Origin of the sequence: Alteromonas sp. BMJM2 (assembly GCF_027257845.1) — a bacterium.
Taxonomy (GTDB): Bacteria; Pseudomonadota; Gammaproteobacteria; order Enterobacterales; family Alteromonadaceae; genus Alteromonas.
The window spans coordinates 78,969-103,930 of the sequence record NZ_JAPVOT010000001.1 but is presented as its reverse complement, the minus strand read 5'-3'; the positions used below and the strand labels follow the sequence as shown (position 1 = coordinate 103,930).

The 24,962-nt window shown below is 44.2% G+C and carries 24 protein-coding genes and 1 tRNA gene; 10 read left to right on the top strand and 15 right to left on the bottom strand.

All coding sequences use genetic code 11. The features are described from left to right. Positions 1-7 precede the first annotated feature (7 nt). On the bottom strand, positions 8-1,306 hold the full coding sequence (locus tag O9X84_RS00430; RefSeq protein WP_269517518.1) for a general secretion pathway protein GspB: 1,299 nt from the start codon (positions 1,304-1,306) through the stop codon (positions 8-10). Next, positions 1,299-2,210, bottom strand: a complete 912-nt coding sequence (locus O9X84_RS00425) for an ExeA family protein (protein WP_269517517.1) — start codon at positions 2,208-2,210, stop codon at positions 1,299-1,301. Before O9X84_RS00425 ends, O9X84_RS00430 begins: the two co-directional genes overlap by 8 nt. A gap of 146 nt (positions 2,211-2,356) precedes the next feature. On the opposite strand from O9X84_RS00425, the gene O9X84_RS00420 reads away from it, so the two are divergent. The 4 genes from O9X84_RS00420 (at position 2,357) to O9X84_RS00405 (ending at position 6,458) form a co-directional block, all read left to right on the top strand. Then, positions 2,357-3,658, top strand: a complete 1,302-nt coding sequence (locus O9X84_RS00420; protein WP_269517516.1) for a CCA tRNA nucleotidyltransferase — start codon at positions 2,357-2,359, stop codon at positions 3,656-3,658. A 274-nt stretch (positions 3,659-3,932) separates the two neighbouring features. Then, on the top strand, positions 3,933-4,520 hold the full coding sequence (locus tag O9X84_RS00415; protein WP_269517515.1) for a porin family protein: 588 nt from the start codon (positions 3,933-3,935) through the stop codon (positions 4,518-4,520). A gap of 300 nt (positions 4,521-4,820) precedes the next feature. Continuing rightward, positions 4,821-5,408, top strand: coding sequence for a LemA family protein (locus O9X84_RS00410; RefSeq protein ID WP_269517514.1), 588 nt, complete (start codon positions 4,821-4,823; stop codon positions 5,406-5,408). Positions 5,409-5,417: 9 nt separating this feature from the next. Next, positions 5,418-6,458 (top strand): DUF3137 domain-containing protein, encoded by a 1,041-nt coding sequence (locus O9X84_RS00405; RefSeq protein ID WP_269517513.1) that lies wholly within the window; start codon positions 5,418-5,420, stop codon positions 6,456-6,458. Between the two features lie 186 nt (positions 6,459-6,644). Here the strand turns inward: O9X84_RS00405 and O9X84_RS00400 are convergent, their stop codons facing one another. Both O9X84_RS00400 and msrA read right to left on the bottom strand, forming a co-directional pair. Then, positions 6,645-8,819 carry a S46 family peptidase gene (locus O9X84_RS00400; RefSeq protein WP_269517512.1) on the bottom strand — a complete coding sequence of 725 codons (2,175 nt, stop codon included), beginning with the start codon at positions 8,817-8,819 and terminating at the stop codon, positions 6,645-6,647. Between the two features lie 164 nt (positions 8,820-8,983). Continuing rightward, positions 8,984-9,583: a peptide-methionine (S)-S-oxide reductase MsrA gene (gene msrA / locus O9X84_RS00395; RefSeq protein ID WP_269517510.1), complete on the bottom strand. Its 600-nt coding sequence runs from the start codon at positions 9,581-9,583 to the stop codon at positions 8,984-8,986. 314 nt (positions 9,584-9,897) lie between these two features. Between msrA and srmB the strand changes: the two genes are divergently transcribed. The 3 genes from srmB (at position 9,898) to hemW (ending at position 13,098) form a co-directional block, all read left to right on the top strand. Then, positions 9,898-11,157 (top strand): ATP-dependent RNA helicase SrmB, encoded by a 1,260-nt coding sequence (gene srmB, locus O9X84_RS00390; protein ID WP_269517509.1) that lies wholly within the window; start codon positions 9,898-9,900, stop codon positions 11,155-11,157. A gap of 206 nt (positions 11,158-11,363) precedes the next feature. Next, entirely contained in the window at positions 11,364-11,966 is a 603-nt protein-coding gene (rdgB, locus tag O9X84_RS00385; RefSeq protein WP_269517991.1) for an RdgB/HAM1 family non-canonical purine NTP pyrophosphatase, read from the top strand. Continuing rightward, positions 11,959-13,098: a radical SAM family heme chaperone HemW gene (hemW, locus tag O9X84_RS00380; RefSeq protein ID WP_269517507.1), complete on the top strand. Its 1,140-nt coding sequence runs from the start codon at positions 11,959-11,961 to the stop codon at positions 13,096-13,098. The genes rdgB and hemW overlap by 8 nt, the downstream gene beginning before the upstream one ends. 96 nt (positions 13,099-13,194) lie before the next feature. On the opposite strand, the gene O9X84_RS00375 is transcribed toward hemW, so the two are convergent. The 9 genes from O9X84_RS00375 to O9X84_RS00335 form a co-directional block, all read right to left on the bottom strand. After that, positions 13,195-14,001, bottom strand: a complete 807-nt coding sequence (locus tag O9X84_RS00375) for a YggN family protein (RefSeq protein ID WP_269517506.1) — start codon at positions 13,999-14,001, stop codon at positions 13,195-13,197. 249 nt (positions 14,002-14,250) lie between these two features. Beyond that, positions 14,251-14,751 (bottom strand): Lcl C-terminal domain-containing protein, encoded by a 501-nt coding sequence (locus O9X84_RS00370; RefSeq protein WP_442864487.1) that lies wholly within the window; start codon positions 14,749-14,751, stop codon positions 14,251-14,253. A 91-nt stretch (positions 14,752-14,842) separates the two neighbouring features. Then, the gene (locus O9X84_RS00365) at positions 14,843-16,645 is read right to left on the bottom strand and encodes an Lcl C-terminal domain-containing protein (protein WP_269517505.1); all 1,803 of its coding nucleotides are present in this window, start codon (positions 16,643-16,645) and stop codon (positions 14,843-14,845) included. Between the two features lie 103 nt (positions 16,646-16,748). Continuing rightward, positions 16,749-17,237 (bottom strand): PAS domain-containing protein, encoded by a 489-nt coding sequence (locus tag O9X84_RS00360; RefSeq protein ID WP_269517504.1) that lies wholly within the window; start codon positions 17,235-17,237, stop codon positions 16,749-16,751. Next, positions 17,237-18,232: a response regulator gene (locus O9X84_RS00355; protein WP_269517502.1), complete on the bottom strand. Its 996-nt coding sequence runs from the start codon at positions 18,230-18,232 to the stop codon at positions 17,237-17,239. Before O9X84_RS00355 ends, O9X84_RS00360 begins: the two co-directional genes overlap by 1 nt. A gap of 202 nt (positions 18,233-18,434) precedes the next feature. Continuing rightward, complete coding sequence (locus tag O9X84_RS00350; RefSeq protein ID WP_269517501.1) at positions 18,435-19,145, bottom strand: LrgB family protein; 711 nt, start codon at positions 19,143-19,145, stop codon at positions 18,435-18,437. Between the two features lie 4 nt (positions 19,146-19,149). Continuing rightward, complete coding sequence (locus O9X84_RS00345; protein WP_269517499.1) at positions 19,150-19,512, bottom strand: CidA/LrgA family protein; 363 nt, start codon at positions 19,510-19,512, stop codon at positions 19,150-19,152. Between the two features lie 204 nt (positions 19,513-19,716). Next, on the bottom strand, positions 19,717-20,046 hold the full coding sequence (locus O9X84_RS00340) for a hypothetical protein (RefSeq protein WP_269517498.1): 330 nt from the start codon (positions 20,044-20,046) through the stop codon (positions 19,717-19,719). 224 nt (positions 20,047-20,270) lie between these two features. Continuing rightward, a complete protein-coding gene (locus O9X84_RS00335; RefSeq protein WP_269517497.1) occupies positions 20,271-21,080 on the bottom strand; it encodes an MbnP family protein in 810 nt (269 codons plus the stop codon). Positions 21,081-21,536: 456 nt separating this feature from the next. Between O9X84_RS00335 and O9X84_RS00330 the strand changes: the two genes are divergently transcribed. Next, positions 21,537-21,613 (top strand) — tRNA-Ile (locus O9X84_RS00330). A 230-nt stretch (positions 21,614-21,843) separates the two neighbouring features. Here O9X84_RS00330 and O9X84_RS00325 read toward each other — a convergent pair. Next, positions 21,844-22,371, bottom strand: coding sequence for a retron system putative HNH endonuclease (locus tag O9X84_RS00325; RefSeq protein ID WP_269517989.1), 528 nt, complete (start codon positions 22,369-22,371; stop codon positions 21,844-21,846). A 241-nt stretch (positions 22,372-22,612) separates the two neighbouring features. After that, complete coding sequence (locus tag O9X84_RS00320) at positions 22,613-23,068, bottom strand: MBOAT family O-acyltransferase (protein ID WP_269517495.1); 456 nt, start codon at positions 23,066-23,068, stop codon at positions 22,613-22,615. A gap of 209 nt (positions 23,069-23,277) precedes the next feature. On the opposite strand from O9X84_RS00320, the gene O9X84_RS00315 reads away from it, so the two are divergent. Both O9X84_RS00315 and O9X84_RS00310 read left to right on the top strand, forming a co-directional pair. Continuing rightward, positions 23,278-24,267: an MBL fold metallo-hydrolase gene (locus O9X84_RS00315; protein ID WP_269517494.1), complete on the top strand. Its 990-nt coding sequence runs from the start codon at positions 23,278-23,280 to the stop codon at positions 24,265-24,267. Between the two features lie 89 nt (positions 24,268-24,356). Beyond that, positions 24,357-24,956 (top strand): HvfX family Cu-binding RiPP maturation protein, encoded by a 600-nt coding sequence (locus O9X84_RS00310; protein WP_442864481.1) that lies wholly within the window; start codon positions 24,357-24,359, stop codon positions 24,954-24,956. Positions 24,957-24,962 lie beyond the last annotated feature (6 nt).

Sequence of the window (24,962 nt, the reverse complement as noted above, 5' to 3'; positions counted from 1 at the left end):
CATAAAGCTACCAGTCAGTAAGCGCTGCCATAGTAAATATTTCATCTTCAAAAGCTAGCACTACCCGCTGAGCCTCAATGTTTACAATTTGGACTTTGTCGGCAATCCAGTCGCCTTCTGAAAGCTGACGACCATTTACCCTAACCCACCTATCTCGCGGTTGAGACGCGTACATATGGGCACTGAAATTCATTGTAGGCAGCCGAGTTAATAACCTTACCGGTAATTGGTCTACCCGCAGTGTATCGTCACGTACCGTTACCTTGGTCTCAGGCTCTCTTGCTGAACTCGGTGATTTGTCATCAAGTGCTTCAACGGCAGCGTTAAATCGCGCCATTAGCTCTGGAGAAACCTCAATATTGTTAGCGTTACTTGCCTCGTTAAGCACTTTCCCCTCGTACTCGTCGGTAGAGCCCTGCTCACCCGTAATATTTTGTCCTGTGCTTCCCTGCGCCGTGCTTTCCTGATTGTCCGCTCTGCCAGTTTCAGAATAAGCGCTTCCAGAATTAGCGCCCTCAAAATTAGTGCCAGGCCCCGTATTGCGAGCATTATCGACAAAGCCATTTGACGCCGTTTGATTATTCGACGGCTGCGATACGTTGTTATTCATCACATTCTGCGTATTACCAACGTATTGTTGTTGCGCTGATTGCTGACTTGGCTGTTGTGATGGCTGTTGCGCTGGCTGCCGTTGAGATGTCTGCTGCGCTGGCGTTAAATTGTTCCCTGTATTAGTAGATGAGGCTTGCTCACCGCTTGTGCCGCTTTCATTTAGCGCTGCATCTGCACTGGTATTCGAGGGCGTATTTGATGCCGTATCAATATTGCCTGCTGATGCTGAGGTATCGGTAGAAATTGATGAGGCTAACGCCGGCCACCAATTATTCTTAGTCGCTGCGGTAAAGCCTAGTGCCAGTCCACCCATAATCACAACGGCAAAAACAAAAGCTTGCTTTGCATAAAGTGAAAACGACGATGGAAGGCCTTCAACAGTAGGCAAAAATAAACTGCGATTGAATTGATCATTCAACGATTTATCGAAGCGCGCCGACGTGTCGTGCTGGCCCCGCAATAATGCCTGCGTTTGCGTGCGGTGGTGAGCTGAAGTGGGAGTTGGAGCTGCAACTTCAACCGTTTGTTCAGGGTCAATTTCAAGTTCTTGTACTCCCATTTCTGAAAGGCCTTGCACCATAGCATCGCTCGATACTAACCCTGACTTACGTATTTTAACTGGCCCGTTTTGCTTGGTAATCTGCACAATCACCATTCCTGGCTGCAAATTTTCAATAGCAACAATACTAGACATACAAACTCCCAATGGCATACCCACACACTAACGCTAGTACAAACGTACTTGCCAAGTACCACCGGTTTTGGCCCTGCACTCTTTGGCTTACTACATCTTCACCCAAAATTTGTTCTGCCGCTGCGAGAAAAATAGGTTTTTTCACCACCGCATGTTGCTTGGTAAATGAAAGGGTTAACGCCCTATCACATAGCAGATTAATAACCCGAGGAATTCCCCCTGTTATTTGATGTACTGCACGCAAGGTGCCCTTACTGAAAATACTAATATCACCATCTGCCACGCTAAGTCTGTGAGCAATGTAAGAGCTCACCTCCGGGGCGGTTAGCGGCAGCAGGTGATATCGAGCTGTAATGCGCTGTGCAAGCTGTCGAAGTTCATTGCGTTTAAGCAATTGCTGTAGCTCAGGCTGGCCAATTAACACCACTTTAAGCAGCTTTTCTCGGTTAGTTTCTAAATTGGTCAATAAGCGCAGCTGCTCTAAAACCTCAGGCAATAAATGCTGCGCTTCATCAACCATCAATACGGTATTCATACCCGATTGGTGATTTTCGGCGAGTTTAGACAAAATGAGGTCAGTGAAATATTTAAGACTGGCTTTATCAGATGAATATGAAAGCCCTAACTCGTCACACACGGTGGCCAAAAGCTCTAAGGCTGATAACGTGGGGTTTAAAATCATCGCTACCTGAGTGTTATCCGGCAGCTGTTGAAGTAATTTTCGCGAAACCGTTGTTTTGCCTGTTCCAACCTCCCCAGTTAGCATTACAAAACCTCCGCTTTCCCTTAAGCCGAAGGTTAAGTGTGCTAGAGCCTCTTTGTGTCGTGGGCTCATGTAAAGATAGTCGGGGTTTGGCGCTATGGAGAACGGGTTGTCGTTTAACCCGAAGTAATTCAAGTACATGGTTTTCGCTAATTCATCGTAAAAACGATGATTAAACTACCAGAGCATGACGGTAAGTAAAAGCGCCATAGCACGCAGTAACAAATTTAATTGTAACATTGGTATACTCATCATTATTACCCTTACTTTTTGAAGAGCGAGAATACATGCAAGTTTACTTGGTTGGCGGTGCCGTTAGAGACACGTTGTTAGGAAGGCCCGTTACCGAACGCGATTACGTGGTAGTAGGGGCAACCCCTAACGACATGCTCGCAAAGGGCTTCACACAAGTAGGAAAAGACTTCCCTGTATTTCTTCACCCTCGCACTAATGAAGAATATGCCCTAGCTCGTACAGAAAGAAAATCTGGGGCTGGTTACACGGGGTTTATTTGCGATGCATCATCTAAAGTGACTCTTGAAGAAGATTTACGACGTCGTGACCTTACCGTTAACGCCATGGCGCAAGATGATTCGGACAATATTATCGACCCCTACAACGGAAAAGCTGATTTAGAAAACAGATGCTTGCGCCATGTTTCTCAGGCATTTAGCGAAGACCCATTACGGGTATTTCGCGCGGCCCGCTTTGCGGCTAGGTATGCCTACTTAGGTTTTTACATTGCCGAAGACACCATCGCCCTTATGACATCGATGGCAGAAAGTGGTGAATTAAAAGCACTAAGTGCAGAGCGTGTATGGCAAGAGACTAAGCGCAGCCTTTTAGAGCAATCTCCCGAAGTGTATTTTTCAACGTTAGCAAAAAGCAAAGCGTTGCCAAGCTGGTTTATGGAACTCACTGACTTCATCGACGAAGCAATAGAGTTATTGGTTAAAGCAGTAGCCGCCACTAGCAGCAATGGCAGTAGCAGCGATGGCAGTAGCAGTGACGGCGACAGCAGCAGCGACGATAGTATCGATAGTCTCGATAGTAAGGCAGATGAAAACGGCAGCGCTTGTAAAAGAGAACAAGATGATACCCAAATATTAATTACACGGTTTACCTCACTTTGCATATTGTTAAATGAGCAACAAGCAGCGGCGCTGTGTAAACGCCTAAGGGTGCCAAACCAAGTAAGCGAGATTGTTGTGCTGGCCTGTAAATTTAAAACCTTATTGCTAGTTAATGGTATTGGCTCCGCAACAAGCCATAGAGCGAGCTCTACTGAAACCAGTATAACTACAGATGCCCTGTTCACTGTTTTCAACGCTGCGGACGCGTGGCGACGACCTGAGCGCTTTGAACGATTACTTTTCGCCATCGGTCCGGCGGCAGAGGCAAGAGGAGTAAAATGGTCAGCCACGCACGGCCTAATTAATAAGGCCTTAGCCGCAGCGAACCAGGTTAGTGTTAAAGATATTATTGCCAAAGGGCACAAAGGCGCAGCAATAAAGGAAGCTTTAGATAAAGAAAAACTGCAGGCCATAGGCCATGCTATTGAGTCAGGCCAAGGCGAAGGCGCTAAGTAAGTCATTACATACAGCAAAGCTTATGTATTCTTTTCAAACCGCAAGAAAGTTCTGCCGTACAGCTTTTAATCGACGATTAAAAGCTGTACAACTCCGGTCAAAATCCTTTGTAAACTGTGAAACTCTTTCACGGTTTTCTCCTCTTTTCTGTGAAATTTACGCTGGCACACCAATTGAATAGCTAATCATATCAACCGTGAGCTATTACAGCTTCACGTTGAACTTCCCTAGGGGAAGATAATGGAAAGTTATAAATTGAAAAGAGGATGTCATTATGAAAAAAACACTTACAGCACTTGCAGGAATCGCAGCACTTTCATCGCTAACAGCATTTGGTGCCCATGCGCAATCAAACGATATCACAGCTGACGACAGTGGTTTTTATGTGGGAGGTAACTACGGATACCTTCGTGTAGAAGGTGAAGACGACTTTGATGACGACAAAGATGTATGGCAGGGACTGCTCGGTTATAAATTTAACGAGTACGTTGCATTAGAAGGTAGCTTCATCGACTTCGGTGACTACGGCACCGACCTAGCTGGCGGGAATACCGATGGGTATACGGCAGCGATTAAAGGTATTCTTCCGCTAACAGACCGGTTCTCGCTTTATGCAAAAGCAGGACAACTGTGGTCAGAAACTGAGTACAATCTAGGCGGCATATCGAATGAATCCGACGATGAAAGCCTTTTCGTTGGCGCAGGTTTAAGTTACGCCATTACCGCTAACTTCCTAGTAAACGCGGAATACATGGTATACGACGCTGAACTAGACGCGGAAGAAGCCGTTGACGATATCGACGACACAAATTTTGAAACCGATTTAAAACAAGCGAGTATTGGTGTTGAATATCGATTCTAGCTTTAAATAGCGCTTCTAGTTTTAATATGCTTTGACTAGCAGTGCTACTTCTATGCTCACGGACTAATCATTATTCGTGCATATCACAATACGGCGCTCTCTAGCGCCGTATTTTATTGTAAAGAATCTAACGTGAATCAAAGCATGAAAAGAACAGTAACTCACACCAACTTCAAAAACTTTCAAACTTATCAATAAGCTATACTCAGCGGTAAAAATAAACTACTCTGTTCCTCTACAAATTTGCTCACGATGGGTCAACACGCCCTAAATGGACTTATATAATTACAAGGAACACTAATGCAAAACTTTATCGCCAGCAACTGGCTGCTCTTAGCCGCCGTCGCGCTTTTCATCATCATATTTTATTCTTGGTACGTATCAATCATCACAAAGCGAAATGCAGTGGATGAAGCGTATTCTGGTATAGACGTGCAACTTAAAAAGCGTACCGATTTAATCCCCAATATTATAGCAATTGCAAAGAAGTTCTTAAGTCATGAAAAAGCGTTGCTTGAAGAGGTTACGCGTTTACGAAGCGACGTAATGAAGTTATCGAGCAAAGATGAAAGTGCAGATCGCTTTAAGCTTGAAGGTCAGCTGGAGCAAGCAATGTCTGGCGTAATGATTGCCGTAGAAAACTACCCCGACCTTAAATCAGATACAGCAATGGCAGAAGCTCAAAGAACCTATGCTGACGTTGAAGCACACATTTCAGCAGCAAGACGCAATTTCAATAGCGCTAACCGCGTATTGAGAAATTCAACACAGGTATTTCCCGGTAATATTATAGCAAGCATGGTTGGCGTTAAGTCAGTCGCATTCTTCGAAATAACAGAAGCAGAGCGCGCAACGGTTAATGCATCTGACTTATTAAACGCTAAATAGAGCATCTCAATGTTTATTCTAGACGAATTAAATGCTTATTTAGAAGCGTTCAAGCTGCGCTTTAAGCGACAGAGAAAGGGCCAAACAGACGCTCAGGCATCTGACGCTTTAACAGCAACGTTTGAAGATAAAATAAAACCTAAGCTAGAAGCTATTGAGATGCAAAGAGAAGCATTTCATAGCGAGTTCAAAAAGCGTAGCAGAAAGTTACATTTTATATTCTTACCTTTATCAATAGTTATCTCACTGCTTATTGTGGCTGCTGGAGGCGATGGTAGCTACTTCTCTATCATACTCATTACATTTTTAGCAGGTTCGTGCTGGGCGTACAAACCTGCTCTTGACTACATCCACTTGTATAAACAACGAGTACTGCCTCTCATTGTGACAATGTATGGCGACTTTAACTATTCACTTAAATCAAACGTGACTAAGGAAGAATTAAAGGCCTGGGCGATTGCTCCTAACTTCGACTACTTAAAAACGGAAGATTATATTAGTGGCACCATTGACAATATGGGTTTTGAATTCAGTGAACTGTTACTAGAAAAAGGGGGCAGAAATGGTCGCACAACAATGTTTCAAGGCTGCATAGTAACCTTTACAATGCCTTTTGATTTCAACGCTCACACCATGGTTAAACAAGACCTAGGCAAAGTGGCAAACTGGCTTTCTAAAGCACCAAAAACAACAAAAAAAGTAGCGCTCGAAAATGTAGTTTTCGAAAACGTTTTTGAAGTATTTTCAACTGACCAAGTGTTAGCTCGTTATATTCTAACGCCTGTTATGATGGAGCAGCTTTTATCGCTTTATAACATGTTCATGAAAAAAGCGAATGCTACCTGTCTAGAATGCGAGTTTGTAGGCAATAAAGCCGTATTCTTTATTAGGTATAGAGAGAATTTAATTGAGCCAGCATGGATTAGTCAATCTGCTTATGACCTCAACGCACTACCTCTCATCGAGCAGGAAATTGAGCTACTAACGTCAATATCGAAGCAGCTTAATTTAGATATAATGGCCTCTCGAAAAGTGTCTAGCGCATCGTAATTATTGGCATATCCTCCGTCATTATAGATGGCGAATATACTAGATAATTTAAGTCAGGGTAGCACTTCGAACTTGAATTCGCGGGTTTACCTATTGAAGGTTATTTTCCTCATCAATTAAGTATAAAAAAGCCGAGTAAATACTCGGCTTTTGCAGCTTTTAAATTGAAGTGGTTACTTCAGCTATTTATCTCACCACTGTCATTTCTTCTATTAAATTGTTCGCCCCGTCTACATACTCCATTACCCACAGCATATAGCGGGTATCAACGTGGATAGTACGGGTAGTTTTAGGGTCGAAATCCCAATCTGAATTAACACTTTCAAAGGTTCCATCAAACAATAAACCAATTAATTCGGCTTTCGAGTTTAAGGTAGCAGACCCTGAGTTGCCGCCTGTAGAATCTAAGTCGGTTAAAAAGTTAACTGGAACGCTGTTTATATCATCTAATTTATATAGGCCGTACTGCGACTCATTGATGAGTGAAAGCTGTTTTTTAGGTGAATTAAACGGCGTTTCGCCGGTGTCTTTCTCAGTGATGCCTTCAAGACGGGTGAAAGGCTCGTAGATAAGGCCATCTTTAGGCGAACCGCCCATTACGTTACCGTAAGTCACACGCAATGTGCTGTTAGCATCTGGGTAGGCCAAACTTCCCATCGACTTCTGCCAATCAATAATTGCCTTCATATATTTAGGGCGTAGCGCTACGGCTTTGCCGCTTAAGGCTTTGCTTTGATCTTCAATGCGCATTTCAGTATCGAAAAGGGCAACGGCCAATTTAATGAATGGGTCGTCACTATTTTCAAAGTCTTCACGGCTAGCGGTAAGCCATGACAGTCGTGTTTCAGTGTTGGTTAATGAGGTATTCTCGTAAAACGCCTTCAACGTTTTCTGCAGCGTTTGGCTGTCTGTAGAGCCGTTAATGCCAACTGCCTCGTCAAATGAAGCAACGCGATTTTCTTCAGGTTGCTCAAGGTACATGCTAATCATTTTTTGCCAAACGGCTTGATCAACAACCGGGTCGAAACGACGCTCTATTCGCTCCATTCCCTCTTTCAAACGAGTTTGATCCCTTTCTTGAAATCCAGACTCACGCTCAGTATCAGGCTTTTCGCTTTCAATAGCGTTGCGATATAGTGTCTGCGCAGACGACAATAACTGAGAGCGATTCAAGTTGTTGTACCAAAAGTTTTGCTTATTCATTTGAATCTGCTGTTCGCTTACCGCGTCTAATTCAGCCAGCGCCTGTTTAAGTTCGCTTTTGTCATTTTTATCAAGCCAAGCCGACAGCTGTGCTTCGCGCTCAGCACGACGTGGTACTAATCCCACTCGTTTAGCACCTGAAAGCTGGCCTAATGTGTTCTTATGGAAGTTATTTAAACCGGCAAGAGTTGCTTCGTATTTAATGCGCGCGTCGCTTCCTTCTTCTGACACTTTTTCGATAGTATCAATCCACTCGCCTACCAAATCTAAATAGGTGGGGTACAACCAATCGAATGTATACGATACGCGAGACAAACGCGCGTAGCGATTTGTTGAGCCCGGGTACCCCGCTGCCATAACAAAGTCGCCGTCGCTAAGCCCCGCTGCAGACACTTTTAAGAAATGTTCTGGCTTAAACGGTATGTTCTCTTCACTAAAATCGGCTGGTTTACCGTCTTTCCCCACGTAAGCACGATAGAACGAAAAGTCGCCCGTGTGACGAGGCCACATCCAGTTGTCGATATCACCGCCGTATTTACCAATGGAATCTGCAGGTGCATAAGCAATGCGAACATCGCGTATTTCTATTTGTTTAATAAGTTTAAATTCAAGGCCTTGGAAAAATGACGACACTGAACAGCGAAAACCTGGCTCAGACTCACATTCAGTGACTAATGCTTTACGGTTCGCTTCGATAGCATCGAAGCGCGCACGCCCTTCTACCGACTCTTTTATGCCACCAGTTACTTTATCTGTTACGTCTTCAAACCCAACGGTAACAAACATACGGGTGCCAGGCGCAGCAGGCAGCTCTTCATTCATTTGCTTGGCAAGAAAACCATCTTCTAAATAGTTGTTTTCGGGCGTGCTGTTGTATTGCACAGATCCTCTTGCACAATGATGGTTGGTAACTGCCAGCCCTTTATCGGACACAAAAGACGCTGAACAGCCACCAAGCGACACAATGGCGCCCATGGGGAATGCCGTTAAGTCATTAATACTTTCAGCAGGAATGGCCAGCCCGGTTTGCTTTAGCTCGCTAGCTATTGATGGTAATTGCTCTGGCGTGAACATGCCTTCTTTAGCATTTACGTGCATCGCTGCTCCAGCTGCACCAATAAATGCAGTTGAAATACATAACGCTTTTATTTTTGACATAGATTTTCCTTTTTACTGTCAAAAGACGGCGTGATGAGCCGCCTTAGAGTTCCGTGAGATAAAGTAACTGGTTACACAGTTAAGTATTTTTGCATTGTCGCAAAAGCGTCAGCATGTAGTAAGCACACAATTGTTAACAAGTGTAACCAAAGGCGGTGACGTACTTAGTGCGTAACTGCATCACCCCAAATTTCTTCTAAGCGAGCGTCGCGGCCACATCCCCAGCGATACGTTGCATAACGGATTGGGCTTTTTTTGTAGTAGTCTTGATGATAGCTTTCATCGCCTTTAATGGGGTAAAAGGTTGAGGCATCGAGAATAGGCGTAACCACCTGCTGATTTGGAAACTGACTGATAACTGCCTGCTTAGACTTTTCTGCCAGCATGCGCTCACTCTCGCTTTTTACAAAAATAGCACTGCGGTAGCTAGGTCCTTTATCACAGAACTGGCCTTTGTCATCAAATGGGTCGATGTTTACCCAGTAATGGTCCAAAATATCTTGATAACTCAACACGCTAGCGTCGTAAGTGATCAACACGGCTTCGTAATGACCTTGATGATTGCCACTATACGTTGGATTTTTAAGTTTTCCCCCGGTGAAACCTGAAATAACGTCAGTGACCCCTTCCAATGTTTCAAAGTCTTTTTCCATACACCAAAAGCAGCCACCTGCCAGTATGGCTTGTTTCGTTTTCGCAGCCATTGCTAAAGGGCCATAAAAAAGTACGGCACATGTTATTGCCAGCGTAAGAATTTTTTTCATAACAGCGTTTTACCTATTTTGAGAAGCGCTTTTGTTTAGCTATTTTTATCGGCTCTTTTCAAGCGCGTAGGCGTGTTGAGTTAGCCAGCTTTGCATTAGTGCTTGTGTTTATGTTTGTGATTGAATCTATACGGTTAAAACAAAATCGCGGTTTTAATTTAGCGCTATCAACTTTACCATTGCGCTTGATGCAAAACGCGTAAACGAGAACAAAAGGGAATACTGAGATAATCTCATTTTCTGTACAGTTTTTTTCTGTGTTTCGACGCATCAATGCTACAATACACCCCATTCATTTTAAGCGTTTTTATACTATGACTTTCGAAGAACTCGAATTAGACGAAACTCTCTGTCACGCCGTGGCCGATATGGGTTATGAAACCCCAACCAATATTCAAGAATTGGTTATTCCACTTGCCATGGACGGACGAGACATTCTAGCGTCTGCACCCACAGGTACCGGAAAGACAGCGGCATTCTTGCTGCCTGCGTGTCAATTTTTGCTGGATTACCCGCGCAAGCAACCCGGCGCTACGCGTATATTAATTCTAACGCCCACCCGTGAACTTGCCCTTCAGGTATACGAGCAAGCTAAAAGCCTGACTAAGCACACGCAACTCGTTTGCGGTGTTATTACAGGCGGTATTAATTATGGCACCGACAAAGAAACACTAAGCCAAAACTTAGATATTCTTGTGGCCACGCCAGGACGCCTTTTAGAGCACATCGAAAAAGAGACGGCTGACTGCCGTGATATTGAATGCTTAATTCTTGATGAAGCTGACCGCATGCTCGATATGGGCTTTTCTACCGTGGTAAATCAAATAGCTACGGAAGCACGCTGGCGCAAACAGAACCTACTGTTTTCAGCAACGTTAGAAGGCGCAGGGGTAAGAAACTTTGCGAAAGACATCTTAATTAACCCTGAAGTTGTTGAAGCAAATCCATCACGCAAAGAAAAGAATAAAATACACCAGTGGTATCACCTTGCCGATGACTACGCTCACAAACAAGCATTGCTTATTCATATTCTTAAAGAGCAAGTGACTACTGCTGTGGTTTTTGTAAAAACGCGAGAGCGCTTACAAACTTTAAAAGACGTACTTGCATCGAAAGGAATTAATGTTTGCTGGCTACAGGGCGAAATGCCGCAAGACAAGAGAAACGCGGCTTTGGCGCGTTTTAAAAGTGGTGAAGTTCCCATCTTGTTGGCTACTGACGTGGCAGCACGGGGAATTGACGTGCCAGATGTAAGCCATGTGATTAACTTTGATATGCCACGTAAAGCGGATATTTACGTACATAGAATAGGAAGAACCGGCCGCGCTGGGGCAAAAGGTACTGCAATTTCACTGGTAGAAGCACACGACTTTGCCATGGTTGCAAAGGCTGCCCGCTATATGGAAGAGCCTATTAAAGGGCGAGTTATCGCCGAGCTTAGACCTAAAAACAAAACGCCAAAAATTACTGCCAAAAAGAAAAAGGTAGCAACAAAGAAAAAGACAAGGCCGAAGAACAAAGCGAAAGCAAGGGCCAGTTCAAAAGCAAAGTCAGCTAGCAAAAAAGCCAAGTAAGTCAGAGGTTGTTAAGCGCTGCTAGGGTATTTAACGAGGGCATCTAATTTGAGCCATTAAATTTAGCCATTAAATTTAATGGCTATGGCTAGAAACAAAGCTAGCTATCAGATTGTACAATGAAAAGTGCCCGTCAGCGCCCTGCTGTTGACTCAGTTCACTTGGTCCACTGGCAGTGGCAAACCTATTCAACTCAGAGTAATGATATGACATTTCCCCAAAAAATTGTTTTAGCCTCGGGCAATCAAGGCAAGGTACGTGAATTCACCTCTCTTTTTGCTGAATACGGCGTAGACGTAATTGCACAAAAAGAACTGGGCGTTGAAGACGTACCAGAAACAGGTACCACCTTTGTAGAAAATGCCATTATTAAAGCGCGCCATGCAGCTCAGGTAACGGGTTTGCCCGCTATCGCAGACGACTCTGGGTTGGTGGTTGATGCATTAGGCGGTGCTCCAGGCATTTACTCGGCTCGCTATGCTGGCGAAAACGCCAACGACGGTGACAATATCGATAAGCTTTTGGCTGCCCTTGATGGCGAAGCAAAACGCAAAGCCCACTTTTTCTGCACACTGGTATTTATGCGTCACGCCGATGATCCTGTACCGCTTGTCAGCCAAGGCAAATGGCAAGGCGAAATTCTTAAAGCTCGCCAGGGCGATGGTGGTTTTGGATACGACCCCATTTTTAATCTTGCTTCCCACGGCTGCACTGCGGCAGAGCTAGAAAGCGGCGAAAAAAATCGTGTTAGTCATCGCGGTAAAGCGCTGGCCATTTTACTTGATAATATGAGATCTGCTTTTGCGTAATCCACCCCTTAGTTTGTATGTGCATATTCCTTGGTGCGTTCAAAAGTGCCCTTACTGCGACTTCAATTCACATGGATTAAAGTCGGCATTGCCAGAAAAAGAATACGTGGCTCATCTACTCGACGACCTTGCAGAAGACGCCAAGTCTATTGGCGATAGGCAGGTAGATACCGTGTTTATTGGTGGTGGCACACCAAGCTTATTTTCTGCAGACGCAATGGCAGATATTATCGCTGGCATAAAAGCCCGGGTAAATTTAGCACCTGATGCGGAAATTACCATGGAGGCCAACCCTGGCACCGTGGAAGCTGGAAAGTTTTTAGGGTTTTATCAAGCTGGCGTAAACCGTATTTCTGTGGGAATTCAAAGCTTCCAACCGCAGCATTTAGCGGTGCTTGGCCGTATTCATAACGATGACCAAGCTATCAATGCAGTAAAGCAAGCGCACAGCGCTGGACTGCCTACGTTCAATCTTGACCTAATGCACGGATTACCCAAGCAAAGCGTCGACAATGCCATGTCAGACTTAGATAAAGGCATCGCTCTTAATCCATATCACCTATCTTGGTATCAGCTGACCATCGAGCCAAACACGCCCTTTTACTCTCGTCCTCCTGAGCTACCGGATGACGACATATTATGGGAAATTCAAGAACGTGGGCACCGCGTGTTAGAGGCCGCTGGCTATAAGCAATATGAAATCTCAGCTTATGCAAAAGAAGGCCATCAGTGTCGCCACAATGTGAACTATTGGCGTTTTGGTGACTATTTAGGTATTGGCTGCGGGGCTCATGGCAAAATAACGGATATAGAAAGCGGGACGATAAAAAGGCTAGTAAAGGTGAAACACCCTAGAGGCTATATGGAAATGAGTCGCCCTTATATCGATACCACCACACTGGTAGAAGAAGACGATATTCCTTTTGAATTTTTTATGAATAGATTCCGTCTTTTAGAGCCCTGCCCTATCGACGACTATAGTGCGCTAACAGGCGTTTCAATAAGCGATGAGGTAAAAGCTGCGCTAGATGATGCTGCGCAAAAAGGACTGCTAGACATTACACCGCATCACTGGCAGGTCACCGCTAAGGGCAGACGCTACTTAAATACGCTGCTTTCCTGCTTTGTGTAATGCCATGCAAACGAGCCTGCACCGCGTTATACATTGCAATTTTAAAAGTAGCAGTTTTAAAAGCGCCAGTTTGTTTGCAAAGCGGCAGCGCCGGGCTTACTCGTTGGCCGTTTGTGCTGTTTGCGAAGTAATAATGTTGTAGGGTTCAAACGCAGGAATACTCGCTCTTAATTTTTCTTCGGCAATGTCTAAACGCTTTAATTTTTCGCAAAACCATTCGGCTTTTTTACGCAAAGTAGTCGCCTTATCCCCAACATCTAAGCCTTCACCAACGTTATTCAGCTGACGAGTAATAGCGGCTACTTTTTCTTCATTTACTTCACTACTGTCGGTATTTATACCGCTGATAGCTGAGAGGATCCCACCTACAGAAGTAGAAATAGCTTCTTCAAGCTGTGCTTCAATTTCACTGTCTACAAACTCGTCAACGCTCTCTAGCGATCCCGGGCCAATGAAATAGTGATTGCTGGCATGACGAAACTTATCCTTGACTCGGCCTTGTACTCGCTTCATAGCGGTATTTAAACGCTCATAGCTATCGTGATCGCTACCGACTAAGCCTAAATAAACATGCTCGATAGTATCTATAGCTAAATCTACTCCCTCTGTGGCAAGCACTATCATTTTAGGTACTACATAATGCAGTCCATTCGAATACTCTTTAAGCCATGCGCGCTGTTCATCGTTAAGGGTTTGCAACCGCCCGTTAATAAAAAGCTGAGACTGTTCGTTAATTTGTACCACTGTGCGAGTTTTATCCATCACTCGAAGTTGGTCACTGTTAACCGCAATACCGTAGGCAAAATCAATGTTACAGGTGTATTCTGCATGCGTAGAAAAAGGCAGCCCTGCTAGTAAGCAAAGCAGTATCGAAAAAGGTTTGAAACGAAGGAAGTATTTCATAACGCTATTGTGGCTAGCTTACGACAAAATAAAAAGCCGTGTTGAGTTTAACGTGCTAAAAATCAGGTTGAACTTGAATTTGACTGAATAAAAAGAAAGCACATAAATCATTATGTGCTTTTCGTTGAATAATTTTCCGTGGTTTTGTGAATGCAAAAACTAGGAATTGTGCTCATTGGCAGTTCACTCTCGATACAAATAGAGTCAATACAAATAGAAGAAGATTAAACGAGTCATAGTCCCGCATCTCTAATTGTCGGTGGTAAATGTTCTTACTAAGCGAACATAAATAAACCGGTCTTTTTCTTTAATCGAATGGCTTGCATTAAAAAAGGCAACCACCCAAGCTCTATCAGGATCGTCAGCTGAGGGTGTAGAAGTCCAAAAATCATCCGGGGGGGTGGCCGGGAAAAGCGCACTATTTACAGCGGGCCTTACGCAGTCTCGCTCGGTAATCGAAGCAAGCTCTTTCACATTCGGTAAACGCCAGCCAAGCAAATCTTCGTCGCTTGCTTGATGAGCTAGTTGCAGCGCCTCTTGCCACGTGTATTTTATTGCTTCACCTTCGCAGGTTGAGCCGTTCCAGGTTTGCCCTTCTGAGCAACGTCGCCACACAAGGTCGGTAGTCACATCGAGTAATGTGCTAGTTGTTACGGCAGTAAAGTTGTCATTAGGGGTGGTTTCAAGGCCATCTGACAAACACTCTTGCGCCAGCGCCACACTGGGAGTGATGCATAGCGCCGCTAACATACATGCCCCTACCCGCTTAACGTTTAATATGCTGTTTTTGGCTACCGCAGTTTTTGTCATAAAGGTGTTGCTTATAGGTAGTTTCATAACGTTATCTCCCTGCTCTCACTAAACGCACTCTTACTGCCGTAGACTTATTGAGAAAGTTATCAACACCCGAGTCAAAATCTAACGCCCATGAATTTTGAGCATCATCGCTGTTTACACCGTCTGCGCTTGGCACCGACGACCAATACCAAAGAGGCGTGCTCGATACTGCCCCCGTGTTAGGGAAGTAATCTTCATCTATCGCCGCCCCGCTAACGTCACCGAGGTGCATGAGAGAAAAGAGCTCTTTGTGTGTGGGCATACGCCAATCGAAAAAGCCGCACAAACCTTGTGAGTTAACCTCGGCCACATAAGCCGAAGTATTACAGTTAGTGAGCAGGCATGTTGCGGCCATGCCCACTTGGTCGCCTTCAAAACCGCCGTTAACTTCTTCGCTATACCAAGAGTAGGTAAAGTTTACGTCGCGCACCGAACCGTCATCGGTTTTCACTTCCCATACTAAGCCGGTTACGTTATCGCGAACGCAAGACCATGTCTGGGCATCAGCGTCTTGCTCATCGCCGTTTGCGTTTAAGCGGGTAAAATCAAAACCGGCTTTTCCTCTGCCTGCTTTTTCTATTAACCCGTTTTGCTCAATAATATCAGAGCCGCGCTGACCGTCTTGGCCAGGGAAATCGTTTTGTTGTGCTTGAGTTAACGCGTTATTTGTAGCCTGTTGTAGAAAACCTGTGTCGTTCACCAACGCTGTTGGCATGGGTTGAATACGCACCGAAATAGAATCTTCAACACTGTTGCTATTGGCATCGGTTACGGTAAGCGTATACGTCACTACTGTGGCAGACGATACCGCAGGGGCAATAGCGAAGGTAGATAGCGCATCGCTATCGTCAACGGCTTTTATGCTTACCGATGTGCTTGTTGGGTCGCTATTGTTAAGGTTTGAGCCAGTCGCAACAGACAAAGAAGAATTTGCAATACTGCTGCGCTCCCAAGAATATTGAAGCGGCTCTGCCGCCGGAATACTGGTACTCGCTTGTCCATTCAACACAATAACTTCACCACTAAATACGCCTTGCGAAAAGCCGGCGTTAGCTTCTGGTAACGTTTCAGTTTCAGATTGAATAGACAAACTCACTAAAGCGGTGTCGCTCGCCCCTTCGCTATCAACCACTTCTAGCTGAAATTCGAGGGTCTGTGGATCGTTTGCAATAGGCGTTGTGATACTCAACGTAGATAAATTGGTTTCCACACCCGTGATGACATTGGTTCCGCTGGTTTGCGACCACGTATAGCTGGCTATAGCGTTTGTATTTACTGGCGCATCAGCATCGCTGCTGCCAGAACCGTCTAGTACGATATTCACACCGCCTGGAAAATTATTGGCTGGCAAACCACTCCACTGTGGAACCGAAATATCAGCCACGGGGTCGATATTAACAGGCGCAACTGTGATGATAGTGGCATCGCTGGTTGAATTACCGCTTGCGTCATTCACCGCTAACGTAATGGTATAGCTGGTGCTTTCATTTACCGATGGAGCGACAAAGCTCGCTGAAGACGTGGATGTATCGTCATGGGTAATATCAAGGGAAGGCGACGCAGTCCAACTATAGGTGTAGGTACCGTCTCCGCCGGTTACACTGCCGCTTAATGTATAAGTAACCCCTTCGGTAACAGTGGCGTCTGGTCCTGCATTTACCGCCAGAGCGCTGTTGCCTGGACTGCTGTTGGAATCGGAGCCGCCTCCGCCACACGCGCCTAAAATAAAGACACCACAACACACAACAAAAAATCGTGCCGTAGCAGTAAAAAAGCGAGGAGAAAGAATAAAAGGCGTTACTTGCATATAAGCTCCAATAGCACGACAACCTATTTGCCGCGCTTTTAAAAAACAGTATGTTTTAAATTACTGAGGGAGTAAGGAATGAGGCGATGCAGTTGCGTTAACGCTAGAGTACTCTTTTCGACTCCTGCGCCTCTGACACCGATACCTGCAACGATTCTAATTGCTTTTTCCCTACTGCCACATCAGTCATGTCATAAATCATCATACTGATGTAATCAACCTTACCCGTTGCCGAGGTCAACGGTGAAAGCGTGATGTTTTGATACATGTATGGCTCACTACCTGTAATCGGCCGATAGTTGGGAAACTTAAACAAATAAGGGCGTTGCTCCCATGTCATAAATGCACGGGTTTTTAATTCAAACACTGGCTTGGCTTTTTTCATAAACCAGTCTTTTTTGATGGCAGGAAATAGCTCAAATAGCGATTTGTCTCTTACTTCGCTAGGTAGCATTGCGCTGTGGCTTTCCATAAAGCCGTTCCACACCTGCACAGAAAAACTTTTATCTAACACCACAATACCTACATCAACGGTTTGCAGCATATCCATCATCCAATGGAACTCTAATAAATCGTCGAGATTCTGATTCATTAAAAGTCCTCCAGTAGATGGGCGAGTTTTGAATTCATCATTTTCATCGACTCCTCAGTGAACAGCAAAATGAGATCGCATTGAACGTTGTAGCCCTCAAGGCCATAGCTTAATTCAATGGCAAGCGTTCGCTTCCACTTAATTTGGTTCATACTGATGATTTCGGTAATCGCGCGATGTTGACCAAGTACAATAGGATGCCCTTGGCTGAAATTAACATCCATCTGATTTGCCAGTCCGCTGAGGCAGGTGCCAATTAGAATACTGGCAGCGTCCATCAATAGCTCTAATTGAAGCTGGTCGTCTACCTCACCTTCTACATTTAATATTTTGGCCACGTCGTCGAAGCTCGAATCACTTAAAATACACAGTGCCTCGCCGCTAATACCTGGCCCTAAAAAGCCTTGGCAAACCGCGGTGACTTCTTCATGACTTTCTATATCTGACAGCATCATATGAAGTTCAGACACTTCAATGAGATTGACGTTGGGAATGGGTAATTCAACAAATACGTTCATGGTTCTGGCTAGGTGGTCGCCCGCTTGGCCCATGGCTATATTGGTAATTTCTTGGTAGCAATCGCGAATGTCAGGGTCAAGGGGAGTAACCTCGTGCACTTCCTCTTGGTCGGCATGGCGAATATTGTGTCTGTCTAGCACCTCGGCCAGCGTCTGAGGATCAACGGGCTTACGGATAAAATCTAATGCACCCAGTGAGAGTACTCGGTCTCGAGCTTCGGGCTGAATATCGCCAGACACCACGATAACCTTAGTTTTAAGGCCCTGCTTTTGAATAGCTTCTAGAGTGCCGTACCCATCCAGCACGGGCATATTTAAGTCGAGTAGCAGTAAGTCGCCTTTACCGGCGATAAGAGAAGCTAGCCCCTCTTCACCATTCTTAGCAAAGTGAACAGCTACTTCCCAATCTTGGGGGAGGCACTTAGCCACTTGCTTTCGTGCAACTAATGAGTCATCACAAACGAGTACGGAAAACATTAAGTTTTTATACCACCTAATTTTTAGAAACCAGTTTTCACCGACATTGTTAATTATTACCTTATGTAACGATATCGGCAAAATAGCAGCAAACTGAAACGCACTTTTGCTAACGCGTATAATGATATGAAATACATTACTAAGAAATAGCACTTTTGGGGAATATTGCCAACGGTCGCGCTAAATTAATGCCGCTGTAGGTTTATAACACCATGCTGAACAGGAGGGGTAAAATAAATGCGGTAAGCAGGCCGTTAATGCAAAGCCCAAGCGTTGCCATTGCGGTTACCTCCTCGCCCATGTGAATAGCTTTGGCTGTGCCTACTGCATGAGCCACTGTACCTAGGGCGATGCCCTGAGCTTCTGGGCTTGTTACGCGACACAATAAAAAAACCGTATTTGACACCACAGCACCCACAATACCGGTAGTGATAACAAAAACGGCCGCTAGCGCGGGTATGCCACCAATTTGAGCTGTGGCTTCCATGGCCAGCGGCGTAGTTATTGATTTAGCCAATATGGTGAGCTGCAGCGAAATAGGCGAGCCAAGCGTATACAACGTAAACCAAGCCAATAGTGGAGCCAGTACGCCGCCTACCGCAATACTGACAAATAGTCGCCAGCCGTAATGCTTTAATTTTTGCCACTGCTTAAAAATAGGCAGCGCTAAGGCAACGGTGACAGGCCCCAATAACCAGTGTAATAACGATGCGGATTGTTGATACTGCGGTACACTTACATTACTGAGTAGAAGCGCTAACCCAACCAGCGATACCGTTAATACCAGTGGGTGTGATAAAGGGTGCCCTTTATAAAACAAGTTCACTTTTACGCTAATGGCGTAACAACACAGAGTAACAAATAACCATACAAGGCCATTTACGGTAAAGGTATTGAGGAACGCATCTATCATGGCCCTACACCGACTTCTTCTTCATTAATTTACTCGCAACCCACGCCGTTAACCCCAAGCTTAATATTGTGGTGCCCCCAATCGCTAGAACCAGCGCCACCGCATTGGCTTCAATATCGCTCCAATAAACACTGACTCCCAATACCGCAGGAACAAAAAGTACAGACATGTGCTTGAGTAGGGGCTGCGCCATCAATGTGGTGTGCTTTTCAATACTAGGAAAGGCAAAGAGCAAAGAGAGCAATAATACTAACCCTAGTAGCGGGCCGGGAATGGGCAGGCCGAGGGAAGCTGAAAGATATACCCCGCCGTAATAGGCGAGTAAAATAGTAAAAGCGCCAATGAACGTATTTTTAAGCTGAAGCATTTTCGCCTTTCGTCTCTTTGATATTGATTACCAAGTGTATTCTTATACTCGCATGCTGAAAAGCGCGACAAAGGTCTTACTAATAAATGATCACAACGCTTTAGTTAATGATGAAATGCTGCAAAGTGAGGCGTCAGAAACAAGTAAGGGCTAGAAACTAGCCCTTACTTTTAAAATCAATACTTGCTAAAACTCACTATCGGCCTAGAAGAAGCTGTCTTGATGAATTTTAATAAACATGCTGGTGCCAATTTTCGAGTAGTCTATTTTGTACTCTTTCCCGTTAAGGGTTTGGATGAACACCAATGTTTTTTCATCGCCAAACACGTCACTTGTGGTCACGTCGACCAGCTCCATATCCATCATTTTGGCATCGCGCTTGTTCTCTGGCACTTTCCCTTCGTATTGCTTTATACCTTTGTAGGTAACAATAACAGGCGGGTGTTCATCTCCGTTAATGACCAATAAATCTAGCTTTCGAATTTTGTGAATAATGGTGTTACGGCCACTTGTAATAAAGGCTCTTTCTGTCATTTTTATCTCCGCGACAGCGTACCTGCTGTATAAGGCAATGCAATGTTAATATTATTGTATAAGCTTACCATTAAATATATGCATAGCACATACGCAGTAAGCTATTGCTTTGACTAAAGTATAAACATAAAACGAATAAAGCAGGCAAATAAATACGACTTTTTGTCGCCTTTTGCCTACGATCGCTGCAACTACTGCCTCTTTTCTGTATTTATTGCGCTAATTTAGTGCCACTTTATCCAAGGGCGGTACACCAAGTTGTTGATCAGCTTCTTGCATGGGGCAATTTCGGATGACGCAAACTTGCAGTCGTCCACCTCATTTATATCTAACTGAGCAAATATATTAGACACTGAAATATCAATGTCTAGGTCGGTATCTAGCTGTGTCATAGGAAGAATGAACTCAACACGGTTAGTGAATTCACACGCCTCAACTTTCACCTCATCAATACCTGTATCTTCACACCCTGCATTACCCAAATGATAAGACCATGTAGATGAAGGGTCGCCAGTTTTTGATACGTCTAACCGTAAAAACATATGCCCGTCTAGTTGGTTTGCAAACATAGACTTATCATTAATCGGCGACATCTGTTTACTAATGTCGGCGTGATTTTGCTCTAAAGGCAGCCCCATAGTGAAACGCAAGTTGGTTGACAGCTTCAATAGCTCTTCAGAAACGTCTAATACAATCTTATTGTTCGCATCGCTTGGGTTGCTGCACATGGTATGAAACTTTAACAGTGCAGTTGAAGGCGTTTGCCATTGTGTTTGCCTAAATTTCACTCGCTGCCATTTTCCGTCAACCCGCACCTCTGGCTTACTCAAATAGAATCCAAAGTAGTCGATATTCCATCTGTCGTTTCCGGCGCGCACAATGACGGGACAGGCATCAGTTTCAACGCCCACTAGTTTAAACGGTATTTCACCAGCTTCTCTGCTGCCAAAGCTCCCCATATCACAACCACTCAATGACAAGGTGGCAGTAAACAATAGTGCTAACAAAGAAGCAGAACGAGAATGCATGTTCATAACGGGGCGTTTATCCTGTAAAAAAAGAGATGAGACATCTAATAGACAAGCAATAAGGAAGTAAAGTTTAATAAAAGCGTAGTAAATTAACCCAAGCAATTGTTTGCAGCCTTGGGCTAATCGCAAACAGCCTTGGGCTAATCGCAAACAGCCTTGAGCCAATCGAAAACAGACTTGAGCTAACACAAACAGCCCTAATAGTGCTGCTTTTGGCTATAGCGAGTCAAGAAACTTAGTAGGAGTAGAGAAAGCTACGCCCATCATCAAAGCTTTTCACCACATCTTGCGCTAATGTGAACAAAAATAAAGCAAACAATTCATAAAGCTATTGCCAAGGCGTGACAAGCCAAATAAAACTGCTTATACTTGCGGTCGCTTAAATATGTGAAGCACATGTTGCTTTCAAACATAGTTTTAAATCACATAGTTAACGCAGCGCAATATAAAATTCAAAATGGCCCAATAGCTCAGTTGGTTAGAGCATCCGACTCATAATCGGCAGGTCCCCTGTTCAAGTCAGGGTTGGGCCACCATTTTTCTTCGCACTCCACGTAAGTAACCACCAACATTCTTTGTTATTTTGTTTTTTTATAGCAAATTTGTAGCAAACTCGCGATTTCACAATGAATTGGTCAGTTTTGCACTCCGGAGGCAAAGGTCATAGATTCCGATTCTATCGGGTGAGCCATTTTTAAAGGGTTGCAGCCTGATCCTCTTTTTCTTGAAACCTCTTTTTTGAAATATGTAGCAAATGTGTAGCAAGTCATTCGCCATAAAAAGAGTTATATTCGAAGATATCTCTGAGTGCAGTTTCAAACTCTCGCCCTTCAAGGCTTTCCAATTCTTCCTGGATAAGTTCATCAAAAGTATCTTCGTCTATTTCGCCACCTTCCCGCCATTCATAAATTTCTTTCGCCGTGTTAACTGAAGAACGCAATGCTTCTCTTCTAGCGCCTACTAGTTTAGGAGCAGCATTTAGATTAAACACCTTTATTGTGGTGGCTGCTTTTTCTGAGGTGCTCGGGGAAGTCTTGGGGCGAGGCACCACTAGCCCATTGGTTAAAAAAAGCAGGTATTCTCTGGGGTTATCTTGATCAGGCTTGATTAACTTGTTGTGGTCATAAGGTCGGCCCTTTGTATCTTTAAATATTCCACAGCTGTCCCAGTTATCTTTTCCACACGAACCAAAGAGATTGCTCCAAATAAAAGTTAGATTGGGGCTATCATTTCTAGATTGAAAATGTTCAATGTGCCTTTTTTTATCGGATAATTGCCTCTCTGAATCGACCAGACTTTTCTAGACAGACTCTCGTTTGAATTCTTCTAGCTTTTCATAAGCCAGTGGAGGCATATTATTCGCTCTGCCATGTTTTCGACGAGTTCTAAGTGAAAGCTTGCGTCGAAAATTCTTATTATGTCTGTATTACTATAGTGAAAGTGGACAGTAGCAGTGGTGATACCTTTTTTAGCCGCATTATTCTCATCTCCATTGTATAACACAGCTCACAGTCCAAAACTCAATAAACGTGGAGCTAGCTGTAAGCCTGCACAAACACTTCATCAAGCAACGTGGTCAACAAATAACATGCGACTACTATCGCTACATTGAACAATGCACGAATGGCCCACGGGAAGTTAGCGTATTCAAAATTCAGTTTACTTGTGACTAAAACTGCTGCCCCCATGATTGCAAACCAGGGTGTAAAAAAGAATATAGCGTGCCACTTAAGCAAGGTAACCGCTAGGTCGTGAAGTGCTCCACTTACTGAAAAAGTTATCATTATGGCTAGCCACTGCGGTACCCATTTTGATAGCGGCCGCATGACGTATCGCGATAAATAGTAGCTCCATATCGGATTCCAATACCGCCAAAAATGGCTGAAAGATTTGGCCCCTAGGGAACGTGAAAGCATATTTTGCAAAGAGCCAGAAGCACCTAGTCCTAAGCCGGTTCTTTTCTTCACATATTGATTTAGTCTAATTGTCAAAATACATCTCTTTTTGAAAGAAACACAAAGAACAAGAGTGTTGATAATCTATCGAATTTGTTTTTTTCTAGTAAAAGATAACCGATAAACTCTCTGTATCCCATTCACGTTAGCTGTTACTTTCATACGTCTTGTTACACCTAATGCTAATCTTGTACATATGCCTTATCCGCCTATTTACACTTTGAGCAACAAAAGGAACGTGAGTCATGAGATTTGTCAGTACTCTTTTTACCACCTTAAAACTACTATCGCGAAACGTTATCTATATAAGTGCAGCCTTGCTGTTTTTCCAAAGTGCATACGTTTTAGGTAGCACGGCAACAAGAGAACCGGCATTATCTTCAATCTCATCTCCTCAACATTGCGAGAATGTAGCTGTCCAAATACTCGGCTCTGGAGGGCCAGAGTTAGATGATAACCGGGCATCAAGCGCTTACCTTGTATGGCATAATAATACGGCGCTTGTACTTGTTGATGCAGGTAGCGGGAGTAGTATTCAGTTTGGTGCAGCCAATGCGGCTTTTGACGATTTAGATATTATTGTGTTGTCTCACCTGCACACCGACCACGCCGCAGATTTACCTAGCTTTATAAAAGGCAGCTATTTTGGCTCTCGAACGCGGAACCTGCCTATCATTGGGCCAAAAGGTAATAATCTAATGCCGTCAACCGAGTACTATGTGAGCGCCTTAATGGGAGAACAAGGAGCATTTCGTTATTTGTCATCGTACACTCAACCTGAGCAAGATAATTATACGTTAATACCAATATCGGTTACCGCGCCTGCGTTTAATTATAGGGTAAACCCATCACTTGAAGTATCGGCCATCGAGGTTAATCATGGCCCAATCCCGGCGTTGGCTTGGAAAATAAATATTGAAGGTTGCACAATCGTTTTTTCAGGCGATACAAACGATGAAGACGCTACCTTAGCCAACTTTGCGAACAACGCAGACATGTTAGTAGTGCACAACGCCATAAGCAATAATGCAGGCACTGTCGCTAAAAATTTGCATATGACACCTGCGCAACTTATTGATATAGCGGTAAAGTCGAAAGCTAAGCGCATAGTGCTATCCCATATTATGAAGCGCAGTGAAAAAGGGCTGAATGCGTTAAAAGATGCTATTTTCGCCGCTACACACCACCCGGTTTATGCGGCGCAAGACTTAATGATGATACCGTTGTCAGAGTAATACTCCACAAAACATGAAATTTTATGGCGTGAAATTTTTTGGCACGTCAGGCGTTCTTATTTAAAAATTCACATTTAAGGTTTATCGCCGTGCTCATTTCAAAATACGACAATACTGTTAAGCGTTTACACCATTTCGATGGGGTAGCATTACTATTAATAAGGCTTTATCTAGCGCCAGTTATGATTCAGGCCGGTTGGAATAAAGCCAGCAGCTTTTCAGGAATAGTAGATTGGTTCGGTAATGAAGATTACGGTTTGGGGCTACCCTTTCCATTTGTACTTGCGCTACTGGCTACAGCGGCCGAACTGGTGGGCGGCATCTTTCTTTTGTTTGGCTTGGTTACCAGACTAGTTAGCGTTCCTTTGCTAATAACCATGCTGGTGGCCATGGTCACCGTGCATGGAAAAAACGGCTGGCTAGCGATTTCTGATCCTTCTTCGTGGCTGGCTGATGGTACTATTTTGCTAAACGAGCGCATTATGGGCGCTCCTGAGAAGCTTGCTGCTGCCAAATCGCTCCTTCAAACCCACGGCAATTACGACTGGCTTACTTCAAGTGGCAATATTGTGGTGTTAAATAATGGCATTGAATTCGCCGCTACCTATTTTGTTATGTTACTCGTACTACTTATTTACGGCGGCGGAAAATACGTGAGTGCCGATTACTTTTTAACAAGAAATAGATAGCACTAA